19 protein-coding genes and 1 pseudogene are annotated in these 17463 nt (G+C 39.9%); all 20 read left to right on the top strand.

Going from position 1 to position 17463, the window contains the following annotated elements:
* A pseudogene (locus CBI42_RS09505) lies at window positions 1–205 on the top strand (hypothetical protein); the annotation flags it as partial.
* Between the two features lie 74 nt (window positions 206–279).
* Window positions 280–1158, top strand: a complete 879-nt coding sequence (truB, locus tag CBI42_RS09500) for a tRNA pseudouridine(55) synthase TruB (protein ID WP_049491588.1) — start codon at window positions 280–282, stop codon at window positions 1156–1158.
* A gap of 112 nt (window positions 1159–1270) precedes the next feature.
* Window positions 1271–1909: a uridine kinase gene (udk, locus tag CBI42_RS09495; protein ID WP_001181377.1), complete on the top strand. Its 639-nt coding sequence runs from the start codon at window positions 1271–1273 to the stop codon at window positions 1907–1909.
* Between the two features lie 126 nt (window positions 1910–2035).
* Window positions 2036–3376, top strand: a complete 1341-nt coding sequence (xseA, locus tag CBI42_RS09490) for an exodeoxyribonuclease VII large subunit (protein ID WP_049491590.1) — start codon at window positions 2036–2038, stop codon at window positions 3374–3376.
* The gene (locus CBI42_RS09485) at window positions 3354–3566 is read left to right on the top strand and encodes an exodeoxyribonuclease VII small subunit (protein ID WP_000043225.1); all 213 of its coding nucleotides are present in this window, start codon (window positions 3354–3356) and stop codon (window positions 3564–3566) included. Before xseA ends, CBI42_RS09485 begins: the two co-directional genes overlap by 23 nt.
* Window positions 3563–4438 (top strand): polyprenyl synthetase family protein, encoded by an 876-nt coding sequence (locus CBI42_RS09480; protein WP_094753859.1) that lies wholly within the window; start codon window positions 3563–3565, stop codon window positions 4436–4438. The genes CBI42_RS09485 and CBI42_RS09480 overlap by 4 nt, the downstream gene beginning before the upstream one ends.
* A complete protein-coding gene (locus CBI42_RS09475) occupies window positions 4431–5246 on the top strand; it encodes a TlyA family RNA methyltransferase (RefSeq protein WP_049491594.1) in 816 nt (271 codons plus the stop codon). Before CBI42_RS09480 ends, CBI42_RS09475 begins: the two co-directional genes overlap by 8 nt.
* Window positions 5239–5670, top strand: a complete 432-nt coding sequence (locus CBI42_RS09470; protein ID WP_020900686.1) for an arginine repressor — start codon at window positions 5239–5241, stop codon at window positions 5668–5670. Before CBI42_RS09475 ends, CBI42_RS09470 begins: the two co-directional genes overlap by 8 nt.
* Before the next feature lie 6 nt (window positions 5671–5676).
* Window positions 5677–7344: a DNA repair protein RecN gene (recN, locus tag CBI42_RS09465; RefSeq protein WP_094753858.1), complete on the top strand. Its 1668-nt coding sequence runs from the start codon at window positions 5677–5679 to the stop codon at window positions 7342–7344.
* 1 nt (window position 7345) lies between these two features.
* Window positions 7346–8074, top strand: a complete 729-nt coding sequence (locus CBI42_RS09460) for a metallophosphoesterase family protein (protein ID WP_094753857.1) — start codon at window positions 7346–7348, stop codon at window positions 8072–8074.
* 78 nt (window positions 8075–8152) lie between these two features.
* Window positions 8153–9976 (top strand): translation elongation factor 4, encoded by a 1824-nt coding sequence (lepA, locus tag CBI42_RS09455; RefSeq protein WP_001047207.1) that lies wholly within the window; start codon window positions 8153–8155, stop codon window positions 9974–9976.
* 246 nt (window positions 9977–10222) lie between these two features.
* The gene (locus CBI42_RS09450) at window positions 10223–10918 is read left to right on the top strand and encodes a hypothetical protein (protein WP_070479251.1); all 696 of its coding nucleotides are present in this window, start codon (window positions 10223–10225) and stop codon (window positions 10916–10918) included.
* Window positions 10919–11102: 184 nt separating this feature from the next.
* A complete protein-coding gene (locus tag CBI42_RS09445; protein WP_070479249.1) occupies window positions 11103–11714 on the top strand; it encodes a hypothetical protein in 612 nt (203 codons plus the stop codon).
* A 207-nt stretch (window positions 11715–11921) separates the two neighbouring features.
* Window positions 11922–12398 (top strand): PTS sugar transporter subunit IIA, encoded by a 477-nt coding sequence (locus tag CBI42_RS09440; RefSeq protein WP_004260657.1) that lies wholly within the window; start codon window positions 11922–11924, stop codon window positions 12396–12398.
* 38 nt (window positions 12399–12436) lie between these two features.
* Window positions 12437–12742: a PTS sugar transporter subunit IIB gene (locus CBI42_RS09435; RefSeq protein WP_000590547.1), complete on the top strand. Its 306-nt coding sequence runs from the start codon at window positions 12437–12439 to the stop codon at window positions 12740–12742.
* Window positions 12743–12789: 47 nt separating this feature from the next.
* Window positions 12790–14265 carry a PTS galactitol transporter subunit IIC gene (locus CBI42_RS09430; protein ID WP_042751083.1) on the top strand — a complete coding sequence of 492 codons (1476 nt, stop codon included), beginning with the start codon at window positions 12790–12792 and terminating at the stop codon, window positions 14263–14265.
* A gap of 98 nt (window positions 14266–14363) precedes the next feature.
* Window positions 14364–15260 (top strand): aldose 1-epimerase family protein, encoded by an 897-nt coding sequence (locus CBI42_RS09425; protein WP_094753856.1) that lies wholly within the window; start codon window positions 14364–14366, stop codon window positions 15258–15260.
* 291 nt (window positions 15261–15551) lie between these two features.
* Entirely contained in the window at window positions 15552–15977 is a 426-nt protein-coding gene (lacA, locus tag CBI42_RS09420) for a galactose-6-phosphate isomerase subunit LacA (RefSeq protein ID WP_000029277.1), read from the top strand.
* A 30-nt stretch (window positions 15978–16007) separates the two neighbouring features.
* Window positions 16008–16523, top strand: coding sequence for a galactose-6-phosphate isomerase subunit LacB (lacB, locus tag CBI42_RS09415; protein ID WP_001216913.1), 516 nt, complete (start codon window positions 16008–16010; stop codon window positions 16521–16523).
* A gap of 10 nt (window positions 16524–16533) precedes the next feature.
* Window positions 16534–17463 carry a tagatose-6-phosphate kinase gene (locus CBI42_RS09410; protein WP_049491607.1) on the top strand — a complete coding sequence of 310 codons (930 nt, stop codon included), beginning with the start codon at window positions 16534–16536 and terminating at the stop codon, window positions 17461–17463.

Here is a 17463-nt window from a genome sequence, read left to right as displayed (position 1 = left end):
TGTGTTCAATAAAGAAGTGAACGACTACTTCGACATTACTGAACCAGAAAGTAAGTTAGCTCGAATCATGTTTTCTTATTATGGAGCTCTCAATGCCCAGCTAAAAGGAGATGAAGCTCGTGCCCGTAGTTTGTTTGAAAGCATTGCCCATGAAAATCCAGAGCTCTTTTATGTTCAGGAAGCTAGGAAGTATTTAGAAAAATGAGCTGATATAGTTTTAAAATCTGTCTAAGATAGAATATGTTGATGTAAAGTGAAAAGGGAATTAGAAAGCAAGATATGAACGGTATTATCAACTTAAAAAAAGAAGCAGGGATGACCTCGCATGATGCGGTTTTTAAACTGCGTAAGATTTTGGGAACAAAGAAAATTGGTCATGGTGGGACCTTGGATCCGGATGTGGTGGGTGTTTTGCCTATTGCGGTGGGCAAGGCAACACGCATGGTCGAGTTTATGCAGGACGAGGGCAAGGTCTATGAGGGGGAAATCACTCTAGGTTTTTCAACGACAACTGAGGATGCTAGTGGGGAAGTGGTCGCTGAGACACCTGTTTTATTGCCCTTGGATGAAAAGCTTGTTGATGAAACAATCGCCAGTCTGACAGGACCTATTATTCAGATTCCGCCTATGTATTCGGCTGTTAAGGTTAATGGTCGCAAACTCTATGAGTATGCGCGTGCTGGTCAGGAAGTGGAACGTCCAGAACGTCAGGTGACCATTTATCAATTTGAGCGGACAAGTCCGATTGCTTATGAGGGGAATTTAGCACGTTTTACTTTTCGTGTGAAATGTAGCAAGGGGACTTACATCCGTACCTTGTCAGTTGATTTGGGAGAGAAGCTTGGTTATGCGGCTCATATGTCACATCTAACACGGACTAGTGCTGCCGGTCTACAGCTTGAAGATGCTCTTACATTGGAAGAAATTGCTGAAAAAGTGGAGGCTGGTCAATTGGACTTTCTTCATCCTCTAGAGATTGGGACAGGCGACCTTGTCAAAGTTTTCCTAACTCAAGAAGAGGCTACAGAAGTACGCTTTGGTCGTTTTATCGAACTCGACCAAACAGAACAAGAATTGGCTGCTTTTGAAGGAGATACATTGCTAGCCATTCTAGAAAAACGGGACAATCTCTACAAGCCAAGGAAGGTTTTTCGTTAGTATAATTGAAGTGTAGAAATTGGAATTGTTTCCCCTAGATTATCCAAACCAGACTATAAATTTTGCAAAAAATGTGATAGAATAGACGACGGATAAAAAAACGGAGGATAGCATGCAAAATAGACCAATCATTATCGGAGTGACAGGTGGTTCTGGTGGTGGTAAGACCAGTGTTTCAAGAGCCATTTTATCGCATTTTCCTGATGAAAAGATTTCCATGATTGAGCATGATTCATACTACAAGGATCAGTCTCATTTGACCTTTGAAGAGCGTGTCAAAACCAACTACGACCATCCTTTTGCCTTTGATACAGACTTGATGATCGAGCAGATTAAGGAATTGTTGGCAGGGCGTCCGGTGGACATTCCGACTTACGACTATACAGAGCATACACGAAGTAGCAAGACCTATCGTCAAGAACCTCAAGATGTCTTTATCGTTGAGGGGATTTTGGTCTTGGAGGATAAGCGCCTGCGCGATTTGATGGATATTAAGATTTTTGTGGATACAGATGATGATGTGCGCATTATTCGTCGGATCAAGCGTGATATGGAAGAGCGTGGCCGTAGCCTTGATAGCGTCATTGACCAGTACTTAGGTGTGGTTAAACCTATGTATCATCAGTTTATCGAACCAACCAAGCGTTATGCTGATATCGTCATTCCTGAAGGGGTCAGCAATACCGTGGCTATTGACCTGTTGACAACCAAGATTGAAAAGATTTTGGAAGAAGCTCGAAACAGCAAATAATCAGATGTGGAGGCTTTGCCTCCTTTTTTATTTTTCCCTCATAATGGTACATAAATGGAGATTTTTAGGCATATTTTTGGTATAATAATACCCATGAAAGAGCAAGAAAATGAATAGTAGGTGGAGATGGAAAAGTATTTATCGGTAACAACTTTGACCAAGTATCTGAAAATGAAATTCGATAAAGACCCTTACTTGGAACGGGTCTATTTAACTGGTCAAGTTTCCAATTTTCGTAAACGACCTACTCACCAATATTTCTCCCTAAAAGATGACCATGCAGTTATTCAAGCGACCATCTGGTCTGGAATTTATCAGAAATTAGGTTTCGACCTGGAAGAAGGGATGAAGATCAATGTGATTGGGCGTGTGCAGGTCTATGAGCCAAGTGGAAGCTACTCCATTATCATTGAAAAGGCAGAGCCTGATGGGGTTGGGGCGCTTGCGATTCAGTTTGAACAACTCAAGAAAAAATTGGCAGAAGAAGGCCTGTTTCAAGAGAGGTTCAAGCAACCTCTGCCCCAATTTTCTAAGAGAATTGGTGTAGTAACCAGTCGCAGTGGAGCCGTTATTCGAGATATTATCACGACCGTTAGCAGGCGATTTCCAGGTGTCGATATCCTCCTCTATCCGACTAAGGTTCAAGGTGAAGGTTCTGCGGAGGAAATTGCTCGAAATATTACGCGTGCTAATCAACGAGACGATTTGGATTTGCTGATTATTGGTCGTGGTGGTGGTTCCATAGAGGATCTCTGGGCCTTTAACGAAGAAATTGTGGTACGGGCTATTTTTGAGTCTCGTTTGCCAGTTATTTCTAGTGTGGGGCATGAGACGGATGTGACCTTGGCAGATTTTGTGGCAGATCGACGAGCTGCAACGCCAACAGCAGCTGCTGAACTGGCAACACCTGTGACCAAGTTGGATGTGTTGGCTCATTTGCAAAATCAGGAAAAACGGATGGCAACGGCAGTTCGAAATGTGCTATCTAAGAAACAAGAAGCTTTGAAAAAATGCAGTCAGTCAGTCATCTTTAGACAGCCAGAGCGTTTGTATGATGGTTATTTGCAACGCTTGGATCAGCTGCAACTGCGCTTAAAACAAAGTTTGCGAACACGGATTTCTGACAGCAACCAACTAGTCCAAGCAAGGACGCATCGACTGGTACAATTATCACCTGTTACCAAAATTCAACGTTATCAAGACCGTCTAGCTCAGTTGGACAAGCTTCTCCGTAGCCAAATGGCTCTGGTTTATGATGCCAAAGTTGCTGAGGTCAAGAGATTATCAGAAGCCTTACTGATGTTGGATACCAGTCGAATCGTGGCGCGTGGTTATGCTATTGTCAAAAAAGAAGAGTCCGTTGTAGATTCGGTTGAGAATTTAAAGAGAACAGACCAAGTGACGCTTTTGATGCGAGATGGTCAAGTAGAATTAGAGGTTAAAGATGTCAAAACAAAAGAAATTTGAGGAAAATCTAGCAGAACTGGAGACTATTGTCCAAAGTTTGGAAAATGGTGAAATAGCTCTAGAAGATGCGATTGCGGCCTTTCAAAAGGGCATGCTCTTGTCAAAAGAGCTCCAAGCGACGCTGGACAAGGCTGAAAAGACCTTGGTTAAGGTTATGCAAGAAGACGGAACAGAAAGTGATTTTGAATGAAAAAACAAGAAAAATTAGCTCTTGTTGAGTCAGCTTTGGAAGACTTTTATGGAGACCAGCAGTTTGCCTCTAGTTTGCGAGAGTCTGTTCTCTATTCCATTCATGCTGGTGGCAAGCGTATTCGACCTTTTCTTCTGTTAGAAGTTCTGGAAGCCTTGCAGGTGGCTATTAAACCGGCTCACGCACAGGTTGCTGCGGCCTTGGAAATGATTCATACCGGGAGCTTGATTCACGATGATCTTCCAGCTATGGATGATGATGATTACCGTCGAGGGCGGTTGACCAATCATAAGAAATTTGGTGAAGCTATGGCCATTTTGGCTGGAGATGCTTTATTCCTAGATCCTTATGCCTTGATAGCGCAGGCAGATTTGCCAAGTCAGATCAAGGTAGACTTGATTGCCAACTTATCCCTTGCTTCAGGTAGTCTGGGTATGGTGGCAGGGCAAGTTTTGGATATGGAAGGCGAACACCAGCACTTGTCTTTGGAAGAACTCCAGACCATTCATGCTAATAAGACTGGAAAACTACTAGCCTATCCATTCCAAGCTGCAGCCATTATAGCCGAATTGGCACCTGAGATGCAGGCAAAACTGAAAACTGTTGGTGAATTGATTGGGCTTGCATTTCAAGTCAGAGATGATGTGCTGGATGTGACAGCTAGTTTTGAGGAAATCGGCAAGACACCACAAAAGGATTTGCAGGCTGAAAAGTCAACCTATCCTGCCTTGTTGGGCTTGGAAGAGGCAATTGCCTTTTGTAACCAAACTCTTGATCAAGCCGAGGCTAAATTAGAAGAAATTGCCCAGCAGGTTACATTTGAAACAGGATCGATTGTAAGTGTAGTAGAAAGTTTGAGAATCAATGGCTAAGGAAAGAGTGGATGTATTAGCTTATAAACAGGGCTTGTTTGAAACGCGAGAACAAGCCAAGCGCGGTGTGATGGCTGGCCTAGTCGTAGCAGTCCTTAATGGAGAACGGTTTGACAAGCCAGGAGAGAAAATTCCAGATGACACCGAGCTAAAACTCAAGGGTGAAAAACTCAAGTATGTTAGCCGTGGTGGCTTGAAACTGGAAAAGGCCTTGCAGGTCTTTGATTTGTCAGTGGATGGCGCGACCACGATTGATATCGGGGCTTCTACTGGAGGTTTTACCGATGTTATGTTGCAGAATGGTGCTGAGTTGGTCTTTGCAGTCGATGTTGGTACCAATCAGTTGGCTTGGAAATTACGCCAAGACCCAAGGGTTGTCAGCATGGAGCAGTTCAATTTCCGCTATGCTGAAAAGACTGATTTCGAGCAGGAACCGAGCTTTGCCAGCATTGACGTGAGTTTCATTTCCCTTAGTCTGATTCTTCCGGCCTTGCACCGTGTGTTGGCTAATCAGGGTCAGGTTGTGGCTTTGGTTAAGCCCCAGTTTGAGGCAGGACGTGAGCAGATTGGAAAAAATGGAATTATTCGAGATGCCAAGGTCCATCAACATGTCCTTGAATCTGTCACAGCTATGGCAGTAAAGGAAGGCTTTTCAGTCCTTGGATTGGACTTTTCTCCCATCCAAGGCGGTCATGGAAATATTGAGTTTTTAGCATATTTGAAAAAAGAAGAGTCAGCAAGCAATCAGGTTCTTGCTGAGATTGAAGAAGTAGTAGAGAGGGCGCATAGTCAATTTAAAAATGAATAAAAAAGAGAGACTTGAAAAAATTAGACGATTTGTGACAGATTATCAAATCGGTACACAAGAAGAAATCGTAGAACATTTGAAAGAAGCTGGCATTACTGCCACTCAAGCAACGGTATCCCGAGATATCAAAGAGCTAGGTATTGTCAAAATTCCTTTGAGAGACAACACCTATGTCTATGAATTGCCAAAATCAATCGTAAAAAGTTTACAACTGGCTGAAGACAATATTGAGTCAGCTGAATTGATGGACAAGATGATCAATCTTCAAGTTATTCCAGGAAATACAGCTTTTGTAAAAGCTCAGTTAATTGAGACTTTTGCGGACAAGATTTTTAGCTGTTTAGCTGATGATAGCTCGATTTTAGTCATTGCAAGAAGCGAAAGTCTAGCTGAGGAAATCTTTGAACAAGTAAAAAATTGGTAGGTCTATATGTTACTTGAAATTTCGATAAAAAACTTTGCCATTATTGAGGCTATTTCTCTCAATTTTGAAAAGGGAATGACTGTCTTGACTGGTGAAACGGGTGCAGGGAAGTCGATTATCATTGATGCTATGAATATGATGTTGGGAGCTCGTGCGACGACAGATGTTATTCGTCATGGTGCGCCAAAGGCAGAGATTGAGGGGCTTTTCTCAGTTGAGAATAGTCGCCTTTTGCAGGAAATTTTCGATGATCAAGGTTTGGAAATGGGGGATGAGATTATCATCCGTCGGGAAATTCTGCAAAATGGTCGTAGTATCAGCCGTGTCAATGGTCAGATGGTTAATCTGTCTGTTTTGCGCGCTATTGGGCAACATCTGGTAGATATTCATGGTCAGCATGACCAAGAGGAGTTAATGCGTCCCCAACTGCATATTCAAATGTTGGATGAATTTGGTGATACAGGCTTTTGGGCCTTGAAAGAAACCTATCAAACGAGTTTTGATGCCTATCGAAAAATGCGTAAGCAGGTTCTGGAAGTCAAGGAAAACCAACAGGAACACAAGGCACGTATTGAAATGTTGGAATTTCAAATGGCAGAGATTGAGGCGGCAAACTTGCAGGCTGGAGAAGACCTGTCTCTCAACCAAGAGCGTGATAAACTTCTTAATCATAAAAATATTGCGGATACGCTGACCAATGCGTACAGTATGTTGGACAATGAAGACTTTTCAAGTCTGGCCAATGTTCGTTCAGCCATGAATGACATGGAAAGTGTTGAAGAGTACGACCCTGAATACCGTGAAATTTCAAGCTCTTTGTCTGAGACATACTATGTCTTAGAAGACATTAGCAAACGTTTGGAAGCAATCATTGAGGACCTTGATTTTGATGGTAATCGTCTCATGCAGATCGAGAATCGTTTGGATCTCCTTCATACTATTACCCGTAAGTACGGTGGGACTGTTGATGATGTCTTGCTTTATTTTGCCAAGATTACGGAAGAATACAATCTCTTGACAGGAAATAACCTTTCGTCTGAGGACATGGAAGCAGAGCTCAAGAAATTAGAAGTCAATCTTATTGATTTGGCAGGTCAGCTTGCCTCTGCTCGTCATGACTTGGCTCAGCAGCTAGAAGCAGAGATTAAACAAGAACTGCAAGACCTCTATATGGAAAAAGCTCAGTTTCAGGTTCGTTTTAGCAAGGGCAAATTCAGTCGTGAGGGAAATGAAATGGTTGAGTTTTATATTTCAACCAACCCTGGCGAAGATTTTAAACCCTTGGTTAAGGTTGCATCTGGTGGGGAATTATCTCGTCTCATGCTAGCCATTAAGTCTGCCTTTTCACGTAAAGAAGGCAAGACCAGCATTGTCTTTGATGAGGTGGATACGGGAGTTTCAGGTCGTGTAGCTCAGGCTATTGCACAGAAAATTCATAAAATTGGTCAGCATGGTCAGGTTCTGGCTATTTCCCATTTGCCACAAGTGATTGCGATTGCGGATTATCAATTCTTTATTGAGAAGATTAGCAATGAGCATTCAACGGTTTCGACTGTTCGTCTCTTGACGGTTGAAGAGCGAGTGGAAGAAGTTGCTAAGATGTTGGCAGGTGATGATGTGACGGAAGCAGCCCTGACGCAAGCCAGAGAATTGTTGAGAAACAGGGAGAAATAAGATGACAGACTATTATGTAATTGGAGATGTTCACGGAAAAGCTGGGATGCTGGAAGACCTTCTCAAAACATGGGATGGTCAGACCCAGTTACTCTTTCTAGGGGATTTGATTGACCGTGGTGAAGATAGTCGCCGTGTTCTAGAGATGGTTAAGGACTTAGTGGATAATCAAGGGGCTATCTGTTTGTCAGGAAATCATGAGTATATGTTTTTGACATGGCTAGATGATCCAGAAGAAAGCTATGATCACTATCGTCGCAATGGTGGAGATACAACCATTAACTCTATCCTAGGTCGTCCTTTGGATGCACCGGTTGATGGAGTTGAGGATGCCAAGCGGGTTACCACTGAAGCGGCAGACTTGGTCGAATTTATTCGTCAAATGCCATTTGTGGTAGAGACAGACAAGTATATCTTTGTGCACGCAGGTATTGATTTGACCTTAGACGACTGGCATGAAACCACAGATTACAAGAAAGTATGGCTTAGAAAACCATTCCACGAAGCAGAAAATCATACTGGAAAAATCATTGTCTTTGGCCATACACCGGTCTATGGTTTGTTAAAGCAAGAGCGTGGTACTGCTGAGCTTTGGACTACAGAAGATGGCAAGATTGGAATGGATGGAGGAGCTGTTTATGGTGGTGTCCTTCATGGGATTGTCTTTACTGACCAAGGAATGACAGAACACCACTTTATTGAGAATGACGGCTTTGTTGCTGAAGATTAGTACTCCTAGCAGGGTATGGTCTTGTCAAAATGTCAAAAACAATTTATAATAAATAGATACCCTGAAAGGAAGAGAATCATGAACTTAGAAGAATTGAAAAAACGACAGGAGAAGATCCGTAACTTCTCTATTATCGCTCATATTGACCACGGGAAATCAACTCTAGCAGACCGCATTTTGGAAAAGACAGAGACCGTTTCAAGCCGTGAAATGCAAGCACAGCTTTTGGATAGCATGGATTTAGAGCGAGAACGTGGGATTACCATTAAGTTGAATGCCATCGAGCTGAATTATACTGCTAAAGATGGGGAAACTTATATTTTCCACTTGATTGACACGCCGGGGCACGTAGACTTCACCTATGAAGTTTCACGTTCGCTAGCTGCCTGTGAGGGAGCGATTTTGGTCGTCGATGCTGCCCAAGGGATTGAGGCCCAAACCCTTGCCAACGTTTATCTGGCCTTGGACAATGATTTGGAAATTATGCCAGTCATTAATAAAATTGACCTGCCGGCTGCAGATCCAGAGCGCGTGCGTACAGAGATTGAAGATGTCATTGGTTTGGATGCCAGTGAAGCAGTTTTGGCTTCTGCCAAGGCTGGTATTGGGATTGAAGAAATTCTCGAGCAAATCGTGGAAAAAGTGCCAGCACCAACGGGTGATGTGACGGCGCCACTTAAGGCCTTGATTTTCGACTCTGTTTACGATGCCTACCGTGGGGTTATTCTACAAGTGCGTGTCATGGATGGGGTGGTTAAACCTGGTGATAAGATTCAACTCATGAGTAATGGCAAGACCTTTGATGTGACGGAAGTTGGTATTTTCACGCCGAAAGCTGTTGGTCGTGATTTCCTTGCGACTGGTGACGTTGGTTATATTGCGGCTTCTATTAAGACGGTTCAGGACACTCGTGTCGGGGACACCGTTACTTTGGCAACCAATCCTGCGGCAGAGCCATTACATGGCTACAAGCAGATGAACCCTATGGTCTTTGCAGGTCTCTACCCAATTGAGTCAAACAAGTATAATGACCTTCGTGAAGCCCTAGAAAAATTGCAGCTGAATGATGCTAGTCTTCAGTTTGAACCAGAAACATCTCAGGCACTTGGATTTGGTTTCCGTTGTGGTTTCCTTGGACTTCTCCACATGGATGTTATCCAGGAACGTTTAGAGCGTGAGTTCAATATTGACCTCATCATGACAGCTCCGTCTGTTATTTACAAAGTTAATTTGACCGACGGTGAGTCTATGGATGTGTCTAACCCATCTGAGTTCCCAGACCCAACTAAGATTGCGACCATTGAAGAGCCTTATGTTAAGGCGCAAATCATGGTACCACAGGAGTTCGTCGGAGCAGTGATGGAGCTAGCTCAGCGCAAGCGTGGGGACTTTGTGACTATGGATTATATTGATGATAACCGTGTCAATGTTATCTATCAAATTCCACTAGCTGAAATCGTCTTTGACTTCTTTGATAAGCTTAAGTCTTCGACGCGTGGTTATGCAAGTTTTGACTACGAATTGTCAGAATATCGCCCATCTAAGCTAGTGAAAATGGATATCCTTCTCAACGGAGACAAGGTGGATGCCCTTAGCTTTATCGTTCACAAGGACTTTGCCTACGAACGCGGAAAACTCATCGTTGATAAGCTTAAGAAAATCATCCCTCGTCAACAATTTGAAGTACCAATCCAAGCAGCTATTGGACACAAGATTGTCGCTCGTACTGATATCAAGGCCCTTCGTAAGAACGTACTTGCTAAATGTTATGGTGGTGACGTTTCTCGTAAGCGTAAACTGCTTGAAAAACAAAAAGCTGGTAAAAAACGCATGAAAGCTATCGGATCAGTAGAAGTTCCACAAGAAGCCTTCCTCAGCGTCTTGAGTATGGATGAAGAATAATGATTCTATATAAAACTCTTGAAATACATTCAAGAGTTTTATATTTTTAGTTAAAAATTGTAACTTAACTCCATTTATGGTAGAGTAAAATACGGAGGTTATATGGAATACTAAAAGTTATTATGACTAGGAAAATTTTAAATAAAATTGATAAAGAACTGAGGCAGAAAATGAATTAGAATAATGATTCTATTTTACCGCTTGGATCTATAATTGTTAGTAAAGAAGGGGCGATTCCTTTAACTTATGATGAAAGTATTAGAAGAAAAACAAATTAAAACTGAAAAGTTATATGGTTTTACTCGATATTTATTAATTGAAATAAATAATGGTTACGGGTTACTGGATTGTGAATCTACGACTTGTTTTGGTTATTTTTATAAAATTTATAAGATTGATTTTGATTTATTTTATAAGATAAAAAAGCAATCTGAGGATAAGCGAGAAGATATAACAAAAAATATAAAATTAGGTAGATTTTTCATGCTACCGATAATGATAGTGATTTTTTTCATTCTTTTAATAGAATTTATTGGCTTTAATAAATTTAATCTTGTTTTATCTCATAGCTTTACGTATTTTATCTTTTCTGCATTACCTGTTATATTATCAGTATTATTTCGCTTGGGCTATTCTTATAAGCAAAAACTGATGATTAATAAAATTTTTATATTAGAAAATTCTCGTCATTACCATGTAGTTGAAAAGTTTAGTAATTTTAAATTAAAAAATTGGCTTCTCCTAATTATAAATGTGGTTATTGCCAGTTCTTTACTTATTTATATTTATGTATATGGTAATTTAATTGTTATGTTTTTTACGACGATATATCTATATTTATTAACTTTTAGTAAGAATATACGATTGAATCAAGCAAATACAATGAATATTAAAATATTTGTTGAAAAAGGATATTCGGAAAGTGATTCAATGTTATTATAGAATTCAATAATTGGATAGATAGATATTCGATACGACTTAGTCAGTTTTCATAATCAAGAGTATATTCTATATTATCAAATCCAATGTTTGAACTAAAATTGGAAAAAATTCTTATATTTTATTTGTTTTTATTAAAAATTGTAAATTAACTCCATTTATGGTAGAGTAACATATGGAGGTTATTATGAAAAAAATTTTACTTTTAGCATCTATTTTGCTTACAAGTGTCACGTTAGTGGCATGTTCAAATCAAGCTCAAACTCAAGGAAATTCAAGTAAAACAACTAGCTCTTCAACTAGTCAAGATTCAACTAGTTCAAGCTCTCTTCGTAGCACACAGAATTCAGAAGAAAGTCAAGTGATTGGTTCTGATGAGTATGGGTTCGTTAAAGTACCAAAGTCTTGGATTAAGTTCAATGAAGTACAGGGAGGCAATGATATTCAATATTCAGACGGTACGGATGTCAATATTGTCACTTTGAATACTTTTAAAGCAGAACAATTTGGTATTTCTGATAATGAATTTCAAAAACTTGAAACAGTTCGTATTTCTGATGGTATTTTTACTTCAAAAGAAAGTAATCCAGAATTCACTAAAGTATGGGGTTCTAAGTCAACTATTGGAGGTTATGAAGCCTATGTAGTTAACGCAATTTCTAAGTCTGGAAAATACATCATTACATGGATTTTTAAATCTAGTGATGGTAAGTTCAGATATGTTGCTTTAGAAGGGACTCCAGAAACATTAAAAAATCTACTTCCCATGATTGAAGAGAGTTGGACAATTCAAAAATAATTATTAAAGCAGGATTGGTATCCTGTTTTTTGTTTAAGTCATTAAAAACCGTTTTAAATGTTTGTTTTAAATGTTTGTTTTGCTTATAAAGATAAAAAATAAACAAAATAATCAAAAAAAGGACAAAAAACAACAAAAAATATTGACAACGATTTCATATAGTGTTATACTTATAGCATAAAGTTAATGGAAAGAAGGGAAAACCTTATGGGATTAGATCATTTCTTTGACAAAAACCTTGTGTTTTGCTTAGAAGCGGATAATCAAGAACATCTCTTTGATCAGGTCGCAACTTTATTGGAAGAACGAGAAATCGTGACTCCGACCTATCGTGAAGCCCTGATCACGCGTGAAAAGTCATTTCCAACTGGCTTAGATATGGAATTTTTGGGTAAGGATTTGCCGAATGTGGCTATTCCTCACACAGATATAGTTCATAATCTTGCCGAAAAAGTTGTGGTAGTTCGATTAGAAAAACCAGTGACTTTCCACAATATGATTGCGCCAGATAAGGAAGTAGAAGTATCCTTACTCTTCTTTATCATTAATAACTCAAGTTCAAGCCAAACGAACATTCTTGCTCAGTTGATGGACTTCTTTACTGGAAATGGTCATCTTGAAGACCTATCAAAAATTTCTGAACCAGAAGCCATCTATGCTTATATTGCTGAAGCAATTGCTTAATCTTGTCTATTAAAAATATTAAATCGGAGGAAATCCATATGATTAAAATTCTTGCTGCCTGCGGTGCAGGTGTTAACTCAAGCCACCAAATTAAAAGTGCTCTTGAAGAAGAACTTTCAAACCGCGGTTTCGATGTTCACTGTGATGCGGTAATGGTCAAAGACGTTAATGAAGACCTTATCAAAGGTTATGACATCTTCACACCAATTGCTGCGACAGACCTTGGTTTTGACCCAGGTATTCCAGTTATCGAAGCTGGACCAATCTTATTCCGTATCCCAGCAATGAGTGCTCCAGTATTTGACAATATTGAAGCAGCTATCAAAGAACACGGATTAAGCTAATTTTAATTTGTTAACATTCATATAACAATAAAAAGGGAGGAACTATTATGGATGTCATTATCGAACTAGCCAATAAGCTGTTCAAACCTATCTTGGATATGGGTGGACCAATCATCATGCTGATCATTTTGACAGTATTGGCTCTACTTTTTGGAGTGAAATTCTCCAAAGCGCTTGAAGGTGGTATCAAACTTGCCATCGCTCTTACAGGTATCGGTGCCATCATTGGTATGTTAAATGGTGCTTTCTCAGCATCACTTGCAAAATTTGTTGAAAACACTGGTATTCAATTGAACATCACCGACGTTGGTTGGGCACCACTTGCTACCATCACTTGGGGATCTGCTTGGACACTTTACTTCTTGCTCATCATGTTGATTGTCAACGTAGTGATGCTTGCTATGAAGAAAACTGACACACTTGACGTTGATATCTTCGATATCTGGCACTTGTCTATCACAGGTCTGTTGATTAAATGGTATGCTGACAACAATGGAGTTAGTCAAGGGGTTTCTCTCTTCATCGCGACTGCAGCAGTTGTCCTTGTAGGTGTTCTTAAAATTATCAACTCTGACTTGATGAAACCTACATTTGATGACCTTCTTAACGCACCAAGTTCATCTCCAATGACTTCAACTCACATGAACTACATGATGAACCCAGTTATCATGGTTTTGGATAAGATTTTTGAAAAATTCTTCCCAGGTCTTGATAAATATGACTTTGACGCTGCTAAATTGAACAAAAAAATCGGTTTCTGGGGATCTAAATTCTTCATCGGTTTCATCCTTGGTATCGTAATCGGTTTGATGGGTACTCCACATCCGGTTGAAGGACTTAAAGATGCAGCAAACTGGCAAGAAGTTATCAAAGGTTGGTTGTCTCTTGGTTTGACAGCCGGTGTAGCTTTGGAACTCTTCTCACTGATTGGTTCATGGTTCATTGCTGCCGTAGAACCACTTTCACAAGGTATTACAAACGTTGCTACTAAACGTTTGGAAGGACGTAAGTTTAACATCGGTCTAGACTGGCCATTCATCGCTGGTCGTGCTGAAATCTGGGCTTGTGCAAACGTACTTGCACCAATTATGTTGATTGAAGCTGTGCTTCTTTCAAACGTCGGAAATGGTATCTTGCCACTTGCAGGTATCATCGCTATGGGTGTTACTCCAGCTCTCTTGGTTGTAACACGTGGTAAATTGCTCCGTATGATTATCTTCGGAACACTCTTGTTGCCACTCTTCCTTCTTTCAGGTACACTTATCGCGCCATTTGCAACAGAACTTGCTAAAGGTGTAGGTGCCTTCCCAGAAGGTGTGAGCCAAACTCAATTGATCACTCACTCAACTCTTGAAGGACCAATCGAAAAACTTCTTGGTTGGACAATTGGTAACACTACAACTGGTGATATCAAAGCAATCCTTGGTGCTGTAGCCTTCCTTGTATTCTATATCGGTATCTTTGCATGGTACAGAAAACAAATGATCAAACGTAACGAAGAGTACGCAGCAAAAGCAAAATAATGCGCTCCTATAAAATGTAAATTGTTGAAACTAGGTTGTCATACCATTAGGAGTGACAGCCTAGTTTTTTATAAACTATCAAGAAATCGGAGAAAATAATGGTAATTGAATTAAAATCAGAACAATTAAGAGTTGAATTTAACAGTTTTGGTGGGACTCTTTCTTCTATAAAAGATGCTGAGGGACTTGAATATTTGTGGCAAGGAGATGCTACTTATTGGAGTGGACAAGCTCCTGTTCTCTTTCCTATTTGTGGTTCATTGAGAGAGGATACAGCACTTTATATAGATGAGAAGGGGCAAGAAAGCAAAGGAAAGATTCCTCGTCATGGTTTGGTTCGCAAGAAAGAATTTGAATTAGTTGAACAGACAGACAAGAGTGTAACTTTTGCAATTGAAGACGATGAGAATAGCTATCAAAACTATCCTTATCATTTCCGCCTAGAAATCACTTATATCCTTACAGGAAAGACAGTACGGACTCAATACAAAATTTTTAATAAAGAAACTAGCAAGGTCATGCCTTACTTTATTGGTGGACATCCAGGATTTAATTGTCCTATACTGGATGATGAGGTCTATGAAGATTACTACTTAGAGTTTGAGAAAGAAGAGACTTGCTCTGTTCCACGTCCTTTCCCAGAAACTGGGATGCTTGATTTCCAAGATAGAAGTCCATGGCTAGAAGGTCAAAAAGAATTAGACCTCAGCTATGATCTTTTCAGTACAGATGCAGTCACCTTAGATGAATTGCAATCTAGAACAATTGCCCTTCGTTCTCGTAAACATGATAAGGGATTAAAAGTGCACTTTGCAGAGTTTTCAAATCTCATCATTTGGTCAACTTTGAATAAGGGACCTTTCATTGCTTTTGAACCATGGTCTGGCTTGTCAACATCCCTTGAAGAAGGAAATCATCTAGAAGATAAGAAGAATGTTCGTCTCCTAGAACCTGGTCAAGTGGATCAAATTGGTTTCGATATCGAGATTTTTTAAATTAAAAAATAAAACACAAAAACAAACATTAACTGTTGACTTTTTTCAAAAATAGGAGTATATTATGTTTGTAAGCAACAAATGATGTTTGTAACAAACAAATAATCACTTGTTATATTCTCTTTTGTGGAGAAAGATTATTTCTAGGAAACTGGTTTCCTAAACTTGAATAAGGTGTCATTCATCTCATTCAATCCAATTTGTCAATAAACTGCTAGAAAACTTTTTGTAGGTAAACTGCTAACTATAAAAGGTTTTACTAGCCTAGAAAAATAAAAAGGAGTATACAATATGTCTATTGTTATCGGTGCAGATGCTGCAGGTTTGAGATTGAAAGAAGTTGTGAAAGACTTCTTGGAAAAAGAAAACTTCCACGTTGTGGATGTTACAGCTGAAGGTCAAGACTTTGTTGATGTGACTCTTGCTGTTGCTGCAGAAGTAAACAAAGAAGAACAAAACCTTGGTATCGTGATTGATGCTTATGGAGCTGGTCCATTCATGGTTGCAACTAAGATCAAAGGAATGGTTGCTGCAGAAGTATCTGACGAACGTTCAGCTTATATGACTCGTGGCCACAACAACTCACGTATGATCACTATGGGTGCACAACTTGTTGGTGATGAATTGGCTAAAAACATCGCTAAAGGATTTGTTAACGGTAAATACGATGGTGGACGTCACCAAATTCGTGTCGACATGTTGAACAAAATGTGCTAATTAGATTACAGTAAGAAAGGTAAGTTAAAAATGAGAATTGCAATTGGATGTGACCACATCGTAACAGATGAAAAAATGGCGGTTTCAGAATTTTTGAAATCAAAAGGATATGAAGTCATTGACTTCGGTACATATGACCATACACGTACTCACTACCCAATCTTTGGTAAAAAAGTAGGAGAAGCTGTAACTAGCGGTCAAGCTGATCTTGGGGTATGTATCTGTGGTACTGGTGTTGGTATCAACAACGCTGTAAATAAAGTTCCAGGTGTCCGTTCTGCCTTGGTTCGTGATATGACAACAGCCCTTTATGCTAAAGAACAATTGAACGCCAACGTTATCGGTTTTGGTGGTAAGATTACTGGTGAATTGCTCATGTGTGATATCATCGAAGCTTTCATCCATGCTGAATACAAACCATCTGAAGAAAACAAAAAATTGATTGCGAAAATTGAACACGTTGAAAGTCACAATGCTCAACAAACAGACGCAAACTTCTTCACTGAATTCCTTGAAAAATGGGATCGCGGAGAATACCACGATTAAGAGGTGACTTATGATTTTAACAGTCACAATGAACCCATCCATTGATATTTCCTATCCCTTGGATGAGTTGAAGATTGATACTGTCAATCGTGTGGTGGATGTAACCAAAACGGCTGGTGGTAAGGGACTCAATGTAACCCGTGTTCTTTCAGAATTTGGCGATCCTGTAGCTGCTACTGGTTTAGTGGGTGGCAAACTTGGTGAGTTTTTAGTTGAAAATATTGATGATAATGTTAAGAAAGATTTCTTTTCTATTCAGGGAGAAACTCGTAACTGTATCGCTATTCTTCACGGAGACAACCAAACAGAAGTTCTTGAAAAAGGTCCTGAAGTATTGGAACAGGAAGGTCAAGACTTTTTGGAACATTTCAAAAAACTCCTGGAGTCAGTTGAAGTAGTTGCTATTTCAGGTAGTCTGCCAGCTGGCCTTCCAGTTGATTACTATGCGAGCTTGGTAGAACTTGCTAACCAAGCTGGCAAACCTGTAGTCTTGGACTGCTCTGGTGCGGCTCTTCAGGCGGTTCTTGAATCACCACATAAACCAACAGTCATCAAACCAAATAATGAGGAATTGTCTCAACTTCTAGGTAGAGAAGTTTCTGAGGATTTGGATGAATTAAAAGAAGTCCTTCAAGAACCTTTGTTTGCAGGTATTGAATGGATTATCGTTTCACTTGGTGCCAACGGTGCCTTTGCCAAACATGGTGATACTTTCTATAAGGTAGATATTCCTAGAATTCAGGTGGTAAATCCTGTCGGATCTGGAGATTCTACTGTAGCAGGAATTTCTTCAGGACTTCTTCATAAAGAATCGGATGCAGAATTACTCATCAAGGCAAATGTCCTTGGTATGCTCAATGCTCAAGAAAAAATGACTGGTCATGTCAACATGGCCAACTATCAAGCTCTATATGATCAATTAATAGTAAAAGAGGTATAA

The sequence above is a fragment of the Streptococcus sp. KR genome, assembly GCF_002238115.1.
Taxonomy (GTDB): Bacteria; Bacillota; Bacilli; order Lactobacillales; family Streptococcaceae; genus Streptococcus.
This window is presented reverse-complemented; position numbering and strand designations above follow the sequence as displayed.